Raw genomic sequence first — 15,130 nt, 5'->3', positions numbered from 1 at the left:
TGTATTTATCTTGGCCGACAATTTGAAATCTTAGACAACAGGTGCAAGAATTATCAACATAGGGTTAAGTGGCTGTCGTTACAGCCGAATGGTCTGTTTGAATACACCTATAATAAACATTTAAACGCTCATATTCTAAGTGCACCAGTTGTGAACATTCGGGTACTCCAAGTGAAGCGCCACAAGAGAACATCACGTTTCGTTTGAGTACTGAGTCAAACGCGATTGCAGGATAAACAAAAATGTCAAACAGTGCCATACGACGTCTTTATGAACAGCTCGGATTTGATCTAAACGAAGCCTTGCTCTACTGCGATCATGATGAAACTCTCTTAATGGATTTGATAGGAGTTTTTGTCGAAATATTACCGTCCCAATACGATAAACTTCGACAGGCTTTCGAAGAACATGCGTTAGAGGACGCTGAGCAAATCACCCATACACTAAAAAGCAGTGCAGCCACGATTGGTGCTCAAACGTTAAGCAACCTATGTCAAGACTGTAACCATTTACTAAAAGCAAACACACTACCCTCAGCTGAACTTCAACAAAAACTACTGACAACCCTGCTGGCTCACAAGGATGCTCTCTTACACAGTGCCTTACCTATTGAAAGGACAAAACTACCCATTTCTAATCAAGATAAAAACAGTCTTCTAGACGAAATTCTGGAAAAAAGCTCAACCTTTCAATGGATTAATCCTGAATCTGTAGACTCTCTGTTACAACTAATGCGTCAAAAACAATATATTGACCAAGCCAACGCCCTAGAAATAGCCTTTAAACATTTTGATTACGAACGTGTAAGCTATATCATAACTGAAATACGTCAAAGTACTAAAGACAATACCAATAACGCGTAAGGACATTCAAATGCAAGCTGATCGTAAACGTATTCTAATTGTTGATGACTCACCTTTTGACATCAGTTTTGTCGTAAATACGTTGCAAGGTCATTACAATATTCAAGTGGCTACGAATGGAAAAGCAGCCGTTGAAATTACACAGTCTTCTATCAAACCCGATCTCATTCTAATGGATGTTCAAATGCCTGAAATGTCCGGATTTGAAGCTTGCCAAGAAATTAAGGACAACTTTGAAACCGAGAATATCGACATTATTTTTTTGTCGGGCCTGACCTCTACCGAGGAAAAATTAAAAGGCTACGATGTGGGTGCCTGTGACTTTATTTCCAAGCCTATTGAACCTAAAGAACTGCTTAGAAAAATTGACATCGCTATTGCTAAAAGAGCCCAACGAGAAGCATTGCTCGAAGAGAAAAACTCAATTTTTAAGACGGCCATGACCGCAATTACCTCAGCAGGCGAGGTTGGCGCGATTCTTGAATTCACCCGTAAACTCTTTTCAATAAAATCATCTGAGGATCTGGCTCGCGAGGTGGTAAACACGCTATCAAACTTTGATTTACACGCCTCAATTGTCTTGCTAACAGAAGAAGGTCCTATTTTCGCTTCCAGTAACGAGCCTATGTCTGAACTCGAACAAAGTTTACTTATTCATCTAGATGCGGCCGATCGGATATTCGAAAAAGGGTCGAGAACTATGTTTAACTTTTACAATGCAAATTTATTGATTAAAAATGCTCCGTCAGATTCTGATACTCGCGGCCGTTATCGAGACATTTTCGCCATGATGATGGACAGTGTGGTTGAATGTCATAAACGCCTTCAGTTTGACAAGCGATTAGCACTATTATCGATAGATGCACGCCAAGCATTGAATTCGATGTCACATGAGCGCAAGCAGCACATTAAAGAGGGCGAGTCGATTCTCCAAACGCTACTACTTGACCTTGAGAAATCCTTCATGGCATGGGGTTTAATTGAGGATCAAGAAATTCTATTAACCTCAATGGTTCATAAAGCTGTTGACTCCTATGAAAATCATACACTTGCAGGCAAAAAAATTGATCAACACATGCAATCGATTATTAACCGTTTACTCACTATACAATCACACGATTAACCTTCATTACGGGGGTGTATTCAACCCTCGTTTCCCCCGTGTAGGCATTAAACCAAACCCGTCGGTAGCCAAATTCTCCGACATCCGCCTCTTTAATCTGACAGCCAGACGAAATCAATTGAGTGAACGCCTCAGCAGCATTTGAGTCCCCAACATTTTGACGTTCGATGTCAGTCAACTCAGCAGGTAGTTTTTCATCAGTGTAACGGTGCAGCATATTACCACCACCAAACACTTTACATTCATATTCTTTTAAAGATGTTCCTTTTTCTTCAGCGGCCTTTTTAAAAATTTTAATACAATCGTCGGCATAACGAGCGTCTAATTTGCCCGGGATTCCCACAGGCCTGCGGGGTAAAGCAAAATGACACATACCACTGTACCGATGAACCGGATGCCATAGCGTTATGGAAATGCATGAGCCCAGTAACGTGAAAATATGTTTATTTCCACGACCAAAAACAAGCTCACCTGCATGAATCACAATTTTTTTGTAGCTACTCACATTTCAATCCACGTACATTGATTATCGACTGGACTCACGTATTAACGCAGCAGCAATATGAGACAAAGGTAGTTGTGAAACCACACCCCCCTTTATTAGGGCTTCTTTAGGCATACCGTATACGACAGACGATGCCTCGTCTTGACCACATGTCCAGGCACCCGATTCCCTCATTTCCAGCATTCCAACAGCACCATCGTCACCCATGCCAGTCAGAATCGCACCCAATGCATTTTTGCCAGCGTAACGTGCCGCAGATCGGAATAGTACATCCACCGAAGGACGATGCCGAGACACCAAAGGTCCATCTTTGATTTCAACGTAATAACGAGCGCCACTGCGCTTAATCAATAAATGTCTATTTCCTGGTGCAATCAGTGCATGCCCTTTAAGTAATGAGTCACCATTTTCCGCCTCTTTAACATTAATATCACATAATGAGTTTAAGCGGTCTGCAAATGAGCGTGTAAAGCCCTCAGGCATGTGTTGCACAATGGCTATCGCAGGGCAATTACGTGGCATTTGTTCTAACACCTGACGTATTGCCTCAGTTCCTCCGGTCGATGCACCTATCACGATAATTTTATCGGTTGTTTCAGACATGGCTAGCGTTTTACTTGCGGCAATAACAGCATCGGCCGTAAGCTTTTCTGAGCGTCCATGTGAATTTTTGGTGGATATCAACTTGCTGATCTGTGCTTGCGCAGCACCCCGAATTGCGTCACAAATACGCTGACTGGACTCCTCCAAAAATTTGCGCGTCCCGAGGGTAGGTTTAGCAATGATATCCACTGCACCTGCTTCAAGTGCCTTGATATGAGTTTCACTTCGATTACTTACTAAGGATGAGCAAATAATCACTGGGATCGGGTGTTGTGACATAATTTTACGAAGAAACGTAATGCCATCCATGCGAGGCATTTCAACATCTAACGTAATCACATCTGGCCGCATATGTTTGATTTTTTCAACCGCTATATAAGGGTCTGACGCAGTATCACATACTTGCATATCAGGTGCACTGTTAATAATGTCCGAAAGTGTTTGACGGACAACAGCAGAGTCATCCACAACCAATACATTTATTTTAGACATAACTTCGCTCTTTGATAGACAGTGGGAACGACTTGCTCAAAGTGATCATTTTTTCCGGTCAACCCTTCGGAATGACCTAAAAACAACATGCCTTTTTCGGATAAACGTTGGTAGTAAGACGCAATAATTTTATTTTTCTGCTCAGCTGTAAAATAAATCATGACGTTACGGCAAAAAATAATATCTTGCAACGGCACGTCTTTAAAATCTCCAGTTATTAGATTAAACGTATCAAACTTCACCTTTGTTCTAAGCTCTGGAGCGATTCGAAATACATGCCGGTCTGGATTTTTACAACGCAACAAATAACGCTTACGGTAATGTTCAGGAATTCCATCAAGACGTTCATTGGCGTAAACGGCATTACGAGCAGCCGCAAGTACCGAAATTGAAATATCCGTCGCCAATATCTGAAAATCAGGAATCAAATTACGCTCTTTTAATTCACTCAGAACCATCGCTAAGGTATATGGCTCCTCTCCACTTGAGCAACCTGCACTCCACACGTTCAAGCATGCTTTAGGGCGATTAATTGGCTTAGCAAAAAATGCCTTCAAAAAATCAAAATGTGCCTCCTCACGAAAAAAATGGGTTTTATTGGTTGTCAGAGCATCAATCAAAAAAATACTCTCATCACTCTCGTCAGCCAAAGCATAATTTATATAATCGGTTAAGCGTTGATGCTGCGTGACCTTCTGACGACGTCTCAACCTCGCCTCAATTAATGACCGTTTGTGGTAAGGCAACTGAATTCCGGCCTTGCTATTGATAAACTCAGCAATTCTATCGTGATCCTTATCCGTCAAATGGTCATGATCAATCATAACTCTGACTCGTCAGTGGCAAGATTATTCACATTCACAGTGACATCTTGAATATCGGTTAAGTCTTCTTGACTGAAGATTCGTGAAACACGTAATAAGATAATAAAGTACTCGTCATGTTTTACCATGCCATAAATAAACTCAGAACGAATACGGCTGCCAATTTTGGGCGGAGGGCTGATATCATCAACATTCAGCTCTACCACCTCTTGAACACTGTCAGCTAATAAACCGATCGAGGTTTCCTCCCCTTCGATTTTGACATCAACGATAATAATACAGCTATTAACAGTGGGGGCTGCTAACTGCATATTAAAGTAGCTACGAAGATCAATCACTGGCACTACTTGCCCTCTTAGATTGATCACCCCCAACATGTAAGTTGGGGTCCTTGGCACAGGTGTAACGGATCGATATTCCAATACTTCTTGAATATTGCTAATTTCAACCCCGAAACGCTCTTGATCCAGCACGAAGGATAAGATTTGAATCTTTTCAATCTTATCTACTTTGTCATCGGTTGTTTTTTTTTGAGTCATAATTCAGCCTTAATAGCGAGTAAAGTCGTCATCGCTGTCTAGATCGATATCAACCCCTTGAGATTTCGATATCGGTTTATTAACAGATGCTGTTTTCTTAGGGTTTTGAGCCAAGGACGTCGATGAAGGGTGGCTAATCCGAGTATTTTTTTGCGGGGTTCGAGTCGAGGCTAAAGGCAACGGATTTCTGTGCCCGCTTCTTTCATCAATGATAAAAAACTCCATCGTCACATTCATTTGCTCAGCTTGGGCAGACAACTCCTCAGAGGTTGCAGCCATTTCTTCAGCTGATGCCGCTGATTGTTGAACAACCTGATCAAGTTGCTGTAGCGCCTTACTAATTTCAGATGCACCTTTGTCTTGCTCAATAGCAGAGGCGCTAATCTCCTGTATCAAATCAGAGGTTCGCTTAATATTCGGTACAAGTGCTTCTAACATTTTCCCAGCTTTTTCTGAGATCCCTAAGCTGTTTCGCGATAAATCGACAATTTCAGCAGCAGCACGCTGACTTCTTTCAGCCAGTTTTCTCACTTCAGCCGCCACAACAGTAAATCCTTTACCATGTTCTCCTGCTCTTGCGGCTTCAATCGCGGCATTAAGTGCCAGCAAATTGGTTTGACGCGCAATTTCTTCAATGATGTTAATTTTTTCGGCTATTTCCTTCATCGCCGTCACAGACTGAGACACAGCATCGCCAGATTCTTCTGCGTCCATTGCCGCTTGACGTGCAATTTGTTCAGTTTGTCGCGCATTATCAGCACTGTGAGCAATATTCGCCGTCATCTCTTCCATTGCGGATGACACTTCTTCAAGCGAAGCCGCTTGTTCGGTCGCACCTTGGGCAATTTGCTGGCCTGTGCTCGACAATTGAATACTACCCGTGGTCACATTCGAAGACGCCTCTTTAATCTCGGCCACAATTTCTTTAAGACGAATCGTCATGTTGCGCAACACACCGTATATATCGCTGTCCGATACCCGAGTATCAAAGTTGTAATTGAGATGCCCCTCACCAATCTGCGATGCAATCGAACTTACTAGGTTAACCCGACGAATGATTACTGTTGCAATCATCACCGCTAGAATTAGCGATACCACTAAGATCGAAATTAACAGTGTGAAGGTATTGTTGTATAAAGTTGCTGCCATTTCACTGGCGCCAGTCATCTCCCTTTGGTTATTCGCAACTATCTCCAATAGACTATTTTCAAGGTTTCTCAGTAAAGTTTCACCTTGATTAATGCTCAACTGAAACGCTCGCTCACTCCCATTCTCCCTTGAAATCGCTATTACTTCGGCCACCACTGCCAGATAAGTAGGCGTTAACTCCAAAAGTTTTGCTTTGGCATCTGGAACCGCGGGGTTTCTGATTCGCTCAAGGGCCGATAATCGTGTCTCAATAGTTCTTAAATACGGCTGCATCTCCTGTTCTGTTGTAGACATAAGAGCTTCGTCAACGGCGATGATAAACTCTTTTTCCAGACGATCAATGCTGCTCAGGGCATCCTGTAAATCAATCAGTAGGCGCATTTCATCCAACGCAAACGTGCTGTTTTCGCGTCCGTGTGAAGTTAAAGCGGAAAAGTACGATTTAATTGCTTCGTCAATGGCATCATAAATCCCATCACCTCGACCAGTGCTCAGCTCCATCGCCCTAACATTTGAGTTCAATAGCGCCAAGTCAGTGATTTGTTGCACAACATTTTTGTAGTCACGCAAGTGGCCATCAAATGCTTGCATCGCCTGAAGCTCTTGGTCGTTGATAATTTGTTTCAGCTCTTCAACTCGACCAGCCAACTCATTTCCCCGAGCTGTAATTTGCTGCATAAAGCGATTCATCGTCTCCGCATCGCGTGCAGAGACAATTGCTTTGGAGTAGCCATCAAGTGCTAATATGTCTTGACGCATAAACGCACTCAAGCGCACTTTTTCAGCCGGCCCTTCTACAAGCTCGACCAGCCCTTCATTAATTTGTTTTGCAGAATTTACCCCCTGTAAACTGGCCGTTGCTATTAGAATAATTAGCAATGCAAAACCACCTAAAAGAAGGATTTTGAGTGATATTCTATGCGTCATGGTGGTACCTACCTGTTTGTAGTTCAGATCGATTTCTAGCAATTTCGTCAGCTAACTCGTTTACATCAAGAATCATGGCAACGTTACCGTTACCTGTGATGGTCGCCCCCATTAAGCCCGGGGTTTTTTGATACAGCTTTCCTAAGCTTTTAATCACAGTTTGATGCTGCCCAATCACTTCATCCACGGTAATGCCCAGACGAAGATGACTGGAACGAGTCACCACTGTTTGCTCGATAAGAGGCATTTCCCCCTCAACAGAAAAAAACTCTCGCAAGCGCACACACGAAATGAGTTCACCCCGTTTTTCGATTAAACGTGCTCCATCATCTTGGGTCATTTCACTGCCCAATGTTTCCAGACACTCCTCAACAACCGTCAAAGGTATGACATAGCGCTGATCTGAAACACGTACCATCAGTCCTTCAATAATGGCCAGGGTCATAGGTAAATAAATACTGATCTGGGTACCCAGTCCAAGTTGACTCTGAATCCGAATTCGCCCGCGTAGCGATTCAATCGACGTTCTGACAACATCCATACCCACGCCTCGACCTGATACGTCCGAAACAGAATCAGCGGTTGAGAAACCAGGCTCAAAAATCAGTTGGTGTAAGGCTTCTTCATTCAAGCCATGCCCAGGCTTGATCAATCCGCGCTCAATGGCCTTAGCCTCAATTTTCTGCGTATTTAACCCCGCACCGTCATCCCGTATCGTGATTAAAATTTGCCCTTCACTGTGTGTTGCGGATAGGACAATAACACCTTCGGTATTTTTACCTGCTAATTCGCGGACATCCGGACGCTCAACACCATGATCCATACTGTTGCGCAGTAAGTGCACCAGTGGATCGCCGAGTTTATCCAATACCATCTTATCCAGTTCGGTTTCGGCACCATAGGTTTCTAGACGAACTGACTTGCCTAACTCCCGATTAAGATCTCGAATCAACCGCTTAAAACGACCAAAAGTTGTACCTATGGGCAGCATACGAATATCAAATGCTGTATCCCTTAGCTCAGTGCTTAAACGTGATAACTCTTCTGCTACCGACGTCAAATCATCGTTCAACACCTCACTGGCAATTTGCTCAAGACGAACTTGTGCGATAACCAACTCACCCACCAAGTTCATTAACATGTCTAGCTTGCCAACCGGAATACGAATGGTCTGCTCTTCCGTAGGTGGTGCTTTGAGTTGACGCTCTCCACGAACAAATGCTTGTTCATCAAGCGTTTTTTTTACCATTGAAGGGTCTATAAGACCGGACTGAGTTAACACCTCGCCAATTTTGGGCTGAGTTTCGATCAATTGATCAATCGCATCACTGGACACGAGTCCCTTATCGACAAGGAGGTCTCCTAAGCGATCAGATTCATCAATATCAACTCGTTGACATTGAATATTCCAATCATCCTGGACAAAAATAAACACATCATCAATCGCATTGCGCCCCGCTGAGGTTGCAAGCAACACATCCACATGCAAGTAAGATAGCTGCGGATCGTATAGCGTCCACTCAAACCCGACTAGCGTCGTCTTTATTTGACAGCTCCCCAAACTCTTAAGCTCTTTTAATAAAGGAATCAGATCAAATCCATCTTTAAACGTCGTCTGATTGGGAATTAACGTGATTGCCCAGCATTCGACTTCGTTCTCAGTCGATGTTCCGACACTTAGATCATGATCGTTTAGTGGCATCGGAGTAACGGTATCGTTTATATCTTTTTTAGGCGTGTATTTCTCACAACGTTTAATCAACGACTCACTGATAACTTTTAGCTCAGTCGAAGGATTCATTTCCTGTAGTAGCGCGGATATGTGATCGCTAGACTCAAGTACTAAGCTAATCATTTCAGCCGTGAGGGTAATATCCCCACTGCGAACATATTCAAAGAAGGTTTCTAAATGGTGCGTAAAATAGGAAAGATGATCCATTCCAACCATTCCACCTGCACCTTTTATAGTATGCATAGCACGAAAAGCTAAGCTAATCTGCTCTGTATCATAAGGGTTGTCCTCGAGCACCAACAATGCATTTTCAAGGTTTTCCAAATGCTCTCGAGCTTCTTCCTTAAATGTATGCAGTGGACTAGACATCACCGACCTCCGTTTGACTGACAAGGTCTAATGTGAGGCCGAATAAGTGCAGTAACTCCATCACATTGTCATCGCCTCCCTGAAAACTGCATATTCTTGATACGGTTTGGCTTCTTTGAGATATTGCCATCAAAAACTGTACACCAGCGGAATCAATATCCTTTACATCCGAAAGATCCACAATACAATCATGTTCCATAAGATCATCCGTATTAAAATCTTTTTTCATGTCCGCCAAATCGTAAATTGTCAGCGATGGAGGCGCTTTCCATGTATACATAGATACCTCGCTTTAGGCTAATTTAGCAACGGCGGCGAGTAATATGTCCGGACGAAAAGGCTTAACTAGCCATGCTTTTGCACCCACTTCTTTCCCTCGCTCCTTTAAACTACTATCGGACTCCGTTGTCAGCATCAACACTGGGGTAAATTGATGAGCAGGATTAGATTTAACCTCTTTTACGAATGTTAACCCATCCATATTCGGCATATTTACATCACTCACAATCAAATTTACTTTTTGGCCTTCTAGTTTTTTTAAGCCATCAAGTCCATCACAGGCTTCAATCACTGTGTGTCCAGCCGCTTTTAGCGTCATACTGACAACTTGCCTAACAGATGCTGAATCATCAACGATCAGAATGGTCTTAGACATAGTAACTCCTTAAAAAAATGTAAGATTGTCGTCTTCGTCCGAAGAAGGATGCTGTTTAAGTGTAGGATCAAAAACACGACGTTCAAGATCTGTTGTCGCACGTTGACGCATTTTTTTCAGCATCTCTGTAAATTGAATCACAACTTCTTCAGTCGGTAGGTTTTCGGTACTTGTAATTACAGATTCGGCTTCAACGAGTGAAAATATAAGATTCGATAAGACTTGGCTCAAACGATCTTGAAATTGCAGAGAGGTGATCATTTGCGCGACATGTGCATTTATCGTGTCTTCAATGGGTTTTTCAACAGAGTATATACCTTCATGAGCATTGTCAGACACGATGGCTGTCTGTACATCGTGTAACCGGCAAGTAATGTTGGTAACGGACTGCTCCATATCTTCACGACACTCGATTAACAGCTCAGTGGTCACTGGCAACAGCTCTCTTAAATACCGAATCAATGCTAGCGTGTGAGGCTCACGTTCAATCGGAAAATGTAAGGGTATCGGTTGGTCATCAGACTCCATGCTTACCTCAAACTTATACGTGAATAACTCATGCCAAACCTATAAAGGGATACTAAGCAAGCGCTCAGTCGCTCAACTAAACAATTAGCTCTTTATATTCCACTTATATTCCATGGAAATATAGCCAATCTGCACCTGCCTGTAAACGGAATATTCGGAAATATCAGAAAAATTATCACTAACCAATACAATCTCACACAACACAAGCAAAGGCGACATGAAAAATGACGTTTGAAATACAGGTTTAACATATGCTCAATTTTCATACCGATGGCTGCTATCGGAGTCTCGCTGAAATATGGTACGTTATATGTTTTAGAAGCCACAGCCTGTTATTCATATAGATTGAATCGACGACATGACTCAGCCACCCTTTTTTCCTTCTCGTCTAACATCGACCTTTCGCATGATGGCTTCTATTTGTATTTTAATGGTGCTTGTAGGCTGCGAAACGGCTCAACGTCAAACACTCCTCAAACAAACGGGTGGACTGATTAAGCGTTCGGGGGAAGCTATTCAAGACTTAAGCCAGACACCCACCCAGTCAAAAAATAGTGAAATCAATCAACTGTTCGCTCAGCCCTACATAGATCCGTTGACTCAGTACCTTGAACGAAACCGCCACCGCAAAGAATTACGTTCGGAATTGAACAGCGTTCGAGCTGAGCGAGACCGTCGGTGTGCGGCCATTGCTGAGCGATTTAACAACCAAGCGCTCACTCAAGCCAACTTAAATCGCTACCGAGCCGGGTATTTGTATTCCTGTCCGAACGATGTAAACGCCTATGCGCAGCGCTTGGCTGCATCCGTAGCGCAGAGTGCCACTCAAAAAGCAAGCGTGCAGACCATTGATGCAACTCAATCCAACACATTGAGCTCACCTTCTCGCACAGACAGCCCACCCTCAAATGCAGATGCGCTAAAAGAATGCTATCTGCTTGTGAGTATCCGAAACTATCATGAAGCCTTAAAAATCTGCCAACCCCTTGCGGAACAGAACGATGTTGCTGCGCAAACACAGATGGCAAGAGTGCATTATGCGCTCAAAAACTATGATCAAACGCTACATTGGGCCAACAGAGCGGCGCCTCGTTCAGCCGAGGCTGCCTACCTTTTAGGGCAATTGCACCAGAAAGGGCACGGCACGCCCACCGACCTGCGTCAGGCATCACTCTGGTATCAACGTGCATCCAGTATGGGACACACCGAAGCCCAGCAGGCGCTCAACGCTCTGGACGTAAAACCCGAATGAACAGTGGCTCGGCACGTACCCTCTCCAAACTCAATGAGATACTGAATGATAATATTCGCCAGTCTATTCTTTGGTTAATTGTTCTCTTGATCGTACTGCTTTTTGGGGGCATGTGGACCCTGTCAAATTTAAATCTAAACTACTCACAACGGGTTATTGTCGATCTCAGAAACGAACAGATCAGTGAAGTGTATCGAACTGGACTTGGGCGCATTGAGTACGAGCAAAAATCTCTAGAAGAATTTACAACGTCCGTGAGTCAGTTAGGCGAAACCTTTTACAGTTTACGCTACGAAACCAACAATCTGTTTACCGATGAACGACAACTTCAAAATGAACTGGAAACAGCGCTACGCGATACCCTCATCAATTTTGATGGCGCTGCAGGTATTGGCCTATGGTATGAACCTAACATCCTCAGCGGAAATCAACGCCACTACAATCCTGCATTTGTTTTTGATGGCAACGAAATAACAAAAATAAACACTCAAGATGCGTCTTACGAAATGCGCGATTGGTTTACCCAAGCGATCCCTGCCAACTGGCGATGGGAAAGAGGACGTATTAAGGATATCTATTGGACGCCCGTTTATTTTGACGCCCGTAAAAATCGAGCACAAATAACTTTAATCACTCCCATGATTAATGCCCGCGGGCACTTCATTGGATTTGCAACAACGGACTGGACCGCAGATCGAATCATTGACCTCGTCAGTTACATTGAAGTGACGCAAGGCAGCTTTGCTTTCTTACTGGACAGCAACAATCGTAACCTTTCAAGTTTAAGTCTGAGTGACGATACGCGACATGCTCAAAACCTCATTAATTCAATTTTGGAGTTACAACTGACTCAGCATTCACATTACTTCGAAGCATTTAACCGTGAAGCCTCACCGCTGATCTCTCGAATCAATGTGGATCAGCGATCTTACTCTCTTTTGCACTCAAACACGCTTTCGGGGATGGTGTTTGGGATTGGTGTTCCTCAAGACGAAATTGATGCCGTTCTGATTCCGGTCAAACACATCAATCAAACGATTCTATTTACCACCGCTATTATTTTGATCTTGCTCTCAGCCTATTTAATTCGACGAATTATTCGCCTTTTAGCAGACCTCAGGACGGCCTATACCGACAGCCTGACGGGTCTTGCTAATCGCCTGCGTCTTACGCAGTATTTGAATCAACACCCAAACTCAGGACTGATCTTAATCAATCTAGACCGTTTCAGTGAAATTAATTCGCTGTTCGGTAATCAATGTGGCGATAGTGTTTTAATTGCCTTTGCTAAAGGATTAAACGAATTTCAGCAAGAACTGCCAAACACGTTGGAAACGAAGTTGTTCAATGTGTACGGTGATGAGTTTGCGCTAGTCGGTCAATTTTCCAATGAAGGCGCAATACATGACACTCTGTCAGCGCTCTTTTTACGCTTGAAGGCATTTAATGTTCTTTGGCACGAGCAATTATTGAGCATCGACTTTACTTGTGGTGCCGTTTTACCCTCTAGCGCATCGTCAGCACTTACTTCCAATAAACAAACGACACAAGCCGCCATAGCGCTTCACGAAGCACGCCAACAATCGCTTCATTATTGCGTCTACGATCACTCACAATCAAAAGACGCCCTCTACGCCGAAAATCAATTTCGTGCACGTCAATTGCGAGAGGCGCTGAATGACGATCGAATTTTTCCGTACTTTCAACCTATATATGACAACAATCAACACTGCATTTCTAAATACGAGTGCCTGATTCGTATGCAAAATGAACACAACGAGTTGGTGTCTCCCGGTGTCTTTTTAGACATCGCTCACCGCTTACGACTGGATCGTCAACTGACTTTAATTATGATTGAAAAGTGCTTTAGGCACTTCTCAGTACTCCCTTATGAGTTTTCAATCAACCTTTCCTATTCAGACTTGGTTGATCCAAGCATTATTGCGAAAATCATGGACGCACTGCACTCGTACAATATCGGCCATCGTGTCATTTTTGAAATTCTTGAATCCGACGGGATCAAGAACTATGCAGAGGTCATTCATTTTATTCAGAAGGTTAAAGCCTATGGCTGCCGTATTGCGATTGACGACTTTGGCACTGGCTATTCCAATTTTGAACACCTGCTCAGATTAAATGTGGATATTATCAAGATAGATGCCAGTCTCATTAAGTCCATTCATGAAGATCAGAACGCTCGTATTTTAACGCAAGGGATTGTTACCTTCGCAAAACAACTCAACCTGCAAACAGTGGCTGAGTTTGTCCATTGCGAAGCAGTACAGCATCAAATTGCCGAACTAGGGGTCGATTTTTCTCAAGGCGCCTATTTTGGAATGCCGAGCCCTAGCACACTATCCTAAACTCGCTTCAATCCTGAGTACAAATCTTTGCAGCCAACTGTTGCATCCGTTTACCAAACATAAAAATCAACAAAAATGCAATGGGCCAAGCAATGACAAATGCCTTCGCCCAACGCACTAAAAAGCCTGACTCAATACCGGTATTGATCAGAGTAATCAGCGCCGTCATTATAAATACCATCAGGATCGACATAAAAAAAGTGCCCACAAGGTGTGTATAGCGTTTTGGTAACATCAACCTTCTCCCTCTCAAAACGAAACAGAGACTTCTATTGAAGTCTCTTACAGACAAATGACATCAGTGCCAGCCATTATACTTTAGAACTATCTAATTTAAAATCCATTAGCGCAATAGTAGTAACGGCACTTGAGCACTGCGCAGCAACTTAGTGGTGGTGCTGCCCACTAAAAACTGTCGAATACGTGAATGCCCGTAGGCGCCCATCACCAACAGATCAGCTTCCACATCTTTCAGTGTTTGATGTATAACACTATCCACCTCACCGGCGCGTATATCCGTCTCTACTAAAAACCCTGCCTTTTCCAAGGTCTGCTTTGCTTCGCTTAACTGCTCGAGTTGAGTCTCCGTTTTAGCACCGACCATCAGCACAAAGCAAGGAATGCCTTTTAACAAAGGGCTGAAGGCCACGCGCTCCAACACCTTTTTTGCAGTGGGGCTGGCATCATAAGCGATCATAAAGCGTGACGGGGCTTTAAAATCACTGACACTAATGAGGATAGGTCGCTGTACGGTACGAATCACACTTTCCAGGTGAGAACCTATATGTGAGGTCTCGTGTGCATGGCTGCCCTCTCGTCCCATCACCAATAAACGGGTTGATGCCTCAAGGTCGAGTAGATTTTCAATTAAGTCGCCATGGCGCTGCAACGTTTCTAGAGAAGGAATCGCCGTGACATCCACGCGCTTTTTGGCTTCTTCTAACAACAAGCGTCCTTGTTCACGTAGAATTTTAGAGCGTTGTTCATCTAGGCTGGACAACTCTTCGAGCAAATGTTCACGGGCGCCTAAGCCAATACTGCCCGATAAATTGGCTTTAACAGGTGCTTCGTTTTTTTCCAGAACATGCAAGAGCGTCAAAGATGCCTGCATTTGCACAGAAGCCCAATTTGCATAATCGCACACGGTCTCGGCCGTATGGTTAAAGGTATCGATACACGCAATCACTTGATTCATTGTCTGATCCC

15 protein-coding genes are annotated in these 15,130 nt (G+C 43.5%); 4 read left to right on the top strand and 11 right to left on the bottom strand.

Features of this window, described 5'->3' with window-relative positions; translation table 11 throughout:
* The first annotated feature begins 242 nt into the window (after positions 1–242).
* Positions 243–863 carry an Hpt domain-containing protein gene (locus tag D791_RS05210; protein ID WP_036508622.1) on the top strand — a complete coding sequence of 207 codons (621 nt, stop codon included), beginning with the start codon at positions 243–245 and terminating at the stop codon, positions 861–863.
* 10 nt (positions 864–873) lie between these two features.
* A complete protein-coding gene (locus tag D791_RS05205; RefSeq protein ID WP_036508621.1) occupies positions 874–1,986 on the top strand; it encodes a response regulator in 1,113 nt (370 codons plus the stop codon).
* On the opposite strand, the gene D791_RS05200 is transcribed toward D791_RS05205, so the two are convergent.
* The 9 genes from D791_RS05200 to D791_RS05160 are packed head-to-tail and all read right to left on the bottom strand — an operon-like array spanning position 1,967 to position 10,309.
* Positions 1,967–2,491 (bottom strand): chemotaxis protein CheD, encoded by a 525-nt coding sequence (locus tag D791_RS05200; RefSeq protein ID WP_036508619.1) that lies wholly within the window; start codon positions 2,489–2,491, stop codon positions 1,967–1,969. The genes D791_RS05205 and D791_RS05200 overlap by 20 nt on opposite strands.
* A gap of 21 nt (positions 2,492–2,512) precedes the next feature.
* Positions 2,513–3,586, bottom strand: coding sequence for a protein-glutamate methylesterase/protein-glutamine glutaminase (locus tag D791_RS05195; RefSeq protein ID WP_036508618.1), 1,074 nt, complete (start codon positions 3,584–3,586; stop codon positions 2,513–2,515).
* Positions 3,574–4,410 carry a CheR family methyltransferase gene (locus D791_RS05190; RefSeq protein WP_036508616.1) on the bottom strand — a complete coding sequence of 279 codons (837 nt, stop codon included), beginning with the start codon at positions 4,408–4,410 and terminating at the stop codon, positions 3,574–3,576. Before D791_RS05190 ends, D791_RS05195 begins: the two co-directional genes overlap by 13 nt.
* Positions 4,407–4,949, bottom strand: a complete 543-nt coding sequence (locus D791_RS05185; RefSeq protein WP_036508614.1) for a chemotaxis protein CheW — start codon at positions 4,947–4,949, stop codon at positions 4,407–4,409. Before D791_RS05185 ends, D791_RS05190 begins: the two co-directional genes overlap by 4 nt.
* 9 nt (positions 4,950–4,958) lie before the next feature.
* On the bottom strand, positions 4,959–7,025 hold the full coding sequence (locus D791_RS05180; RefSeq protein ID WP_036508612.1) for a HAMP domain-containing methyl-accepting chemotaxis protein: 2,067 nt from the start codon (positions 7,023–7,025) through the stop codon (positions 4,959–4,961).
* Positions 7,015–9,126, bottom strand: coding sequence for a chemotaxis protein CheA (locus tag D791_RS05175; RefSeq protein ID WP_036508610.1), 2,112 nt, complete (start codon positions 9,124–9,126; stop codon positions 7,015–7,017). Before D791_RS05175 ends, D791_RS05180 begins: the two co-directional genes overlap by 11 nt.
* Complete coding sequence (locus D791_RS05170; protein ID WP_036508608.1) at positions 9,119–9,406, bottom strand: STAS domain-containing protein; 288 nt, start codon at positions 9,404–9,406, stop codon at positions 9,119–9,121. The genes D791_RS05175 and D791_RS05170 overlap by 8 nt, the downstream gene beginning before the upstream one ends.
* Positions 9,407–9,418: 12 nt before the next feature.
* The gene (locus tag D791_RS05165; RefSeq protein WP_036508606.1) at positions 9,419–9,781 is read right to left on the bottom strand and encodes a response regulator; all 363 of its coding nucleotides are present in this window, start codon (positions 9,779–9,781) and stop codon (positions 9,419–9,421) included.
* Between the two features lie 9 nt (positions 9,782–9,790).
* On the bottom strand, positions 9,791–10,309 hold the full coding sequence (locus D791_RS05160) for a hypothetical protein (RefSeq protein ID WP_036508604.1): 519 nt from the start codon (positions 10,307–10,309) through the stop codon (positions 9,791–9,793).
* Between the two features lie 358 nt (positions 10,310–10,667).
* Here D791_RS05160 and D791_RS05155 point away from each other — a divergent pair, with 358 nt between their 5' ends.
* Together D791_RS05155 and D791_RS05150 are read left to right on the top strand one after the other, a co-directional pair.
* Positions 10,668–11,561, top strand: a complete 894-nt coding sequence (locus D791_RS05155) for a tetratricopeptide repeat protein (RefSeq protein ID WP_036508602.1) — start codon at positions 10,668–10,670, stop codon at positions 11,559–11,561.
* A complete protein-coding gene (locus D791_RS05150) occupies positions 11,558–13,924 on the top strand; it encodes an EAL domain-containing protein (RefSeq protein ID WP_036508600.1) in 2,367 nt (788 codons plus the stop codon). Before D791_RS05155 ends, D791_RS05150 begins: the two co-directional genes overlap by 4 nt.
* Positions 13,925–13,931: 7 nt before the next feature.
* Here D791_RS05150 and D791_RS05145 read toward each other — a convergent pair whose 3' ends face one another.
* Together D791_RS05145 and D791_RS05140 are read right to left on the bottom strand one after the other, a co-directional pair.
* Positions 13,932–14,159: a DUF2798 domain-containing protein gene (locus tag D791_RS05145; RefSeq protein WP_036508598.1), complete on the bottom strand. Its 228-nt coding sequence runs from the start codon at positions 14,157–14,159 to the stop codon at positions 13,932–13,934.
* A gap of 108 nt (positions 14,160–14,267) precedes the next feature.
* Positions 14,268–15,119, bottom strand: coding sequence for a universal stress protein (locus tag D791_RS05140; protein ID WP_036508596.1), 852 nt, complete (start codon positions 15,117–15,119; stop codon positions 14,268–14,270).
* Positions 15,120–15,130 lie beyond the last annotated feature (11 nt).

Origin of the sequence: Nitrincola nitratireducens, from assembly GCF_000585235.1 — a bacterium.
Classification (GTDB): Bacteria; Pseudomonadota; Gammaproteobacteria; order Pseudomonadales; family Balneatricaceae; genus Nitrincola; species Nitrincola alkalisediminis.
Note: the sequence above shows the minus strand (reverse complement) of the source record. Positions and strands in the feature narration are given on the sequence as shown.

Coding starts and splice junctions, on each gene's coding strand:
- D791_RS05210 (WP_036508622.1), top strand. CDS start 243: ATGTCAAACAGTGCCATACGACGTCTTTATGAACAGCTCGGATTTGAT.
- D791_RS05205 (WP_036508621.1), top strand. CDS start 874: ATGCAAGCTGATCGTAAACGTATTCTAATTGTTGATGACTCACCTTTT.
- D791_RS05195 (WP_036508618.1), bottom strand. CDS start 3,586: ATGTCTAAAATAAATGTATTGGTTGTGGATGACTCTGCTGTTGTCCGT.
- D791_RS05190 (WP_036508616.1), bottom strand. CDS start 4,410: ATGATTGATCATGACCATTTGACGGATAAGGATCACGATAGAATTGCT.
- D791_RS05185 (WP_036508614.1), bottom strand. CDS start 4,949: ATGACTCAAAAAAAAACAACCGATGACAAAGTAGATAAGATTGAAAAG.
- D791_RS05180 (WP_036508612.1), bottom strand. CDS start 7,025: ATGACGCATAGAATATCACTCAAAATCCTTCTTTTAGGTGGTTTTGCA.
- D791_RS05175 (WP_036508610.1), bottom strand. CDS start 9,126: ATGTCTAGTCCACTGCATACATTTAAGGAAGAAGCTCGAGAGCATTTG.
- D791_RS05170 (WP_036508608.1), bottom strand. CDS start 9,406: ATGTATACATGGAAAGCGCCTCCATCGCTGACAATTTACGATTTGGCG.
- D791_RS05165 (WP_036508606.1), bottom strand. CDS start 9,781: ATGTCTAAGACCATTCTGATCGTTGATGATTCAGCATCTGTTAGGCAA.
- D791_RS05160 (WP_036508604.1), bottom strand. CDS start 10,309: ATGGAGTCTGATGACCAACCGATACCCTTACATTTTCCGATTGAACGT.
- D791_RS05155 (WP_036508602.1), top strand. CDS start 10,668: ATGACTCAGCCACCCTTTTTTCCTTCTCGTCTAACATCGACCTTTCGC.
- D791_RS05150 (WP_036508600.1), top strand. CDS start 11,558: ATGAACAGTGGCTCGGCACGTACCCTCTCCAAACTCAATGAGATACTG.
- D791_RS05145 (WP_036508598.1), bottom strand. CDS start 14,159: ATGTTACCAAAACGCTATACACACCTTGTGGGCACTTTTTTTATGTCG.
- D791_RS05140 (WP_036508596.1), bottom strand. CDS start 15,119: ATGAATCAAGTGATTGCGTGTATCGATACCTTTAACCATACGGCCGAG.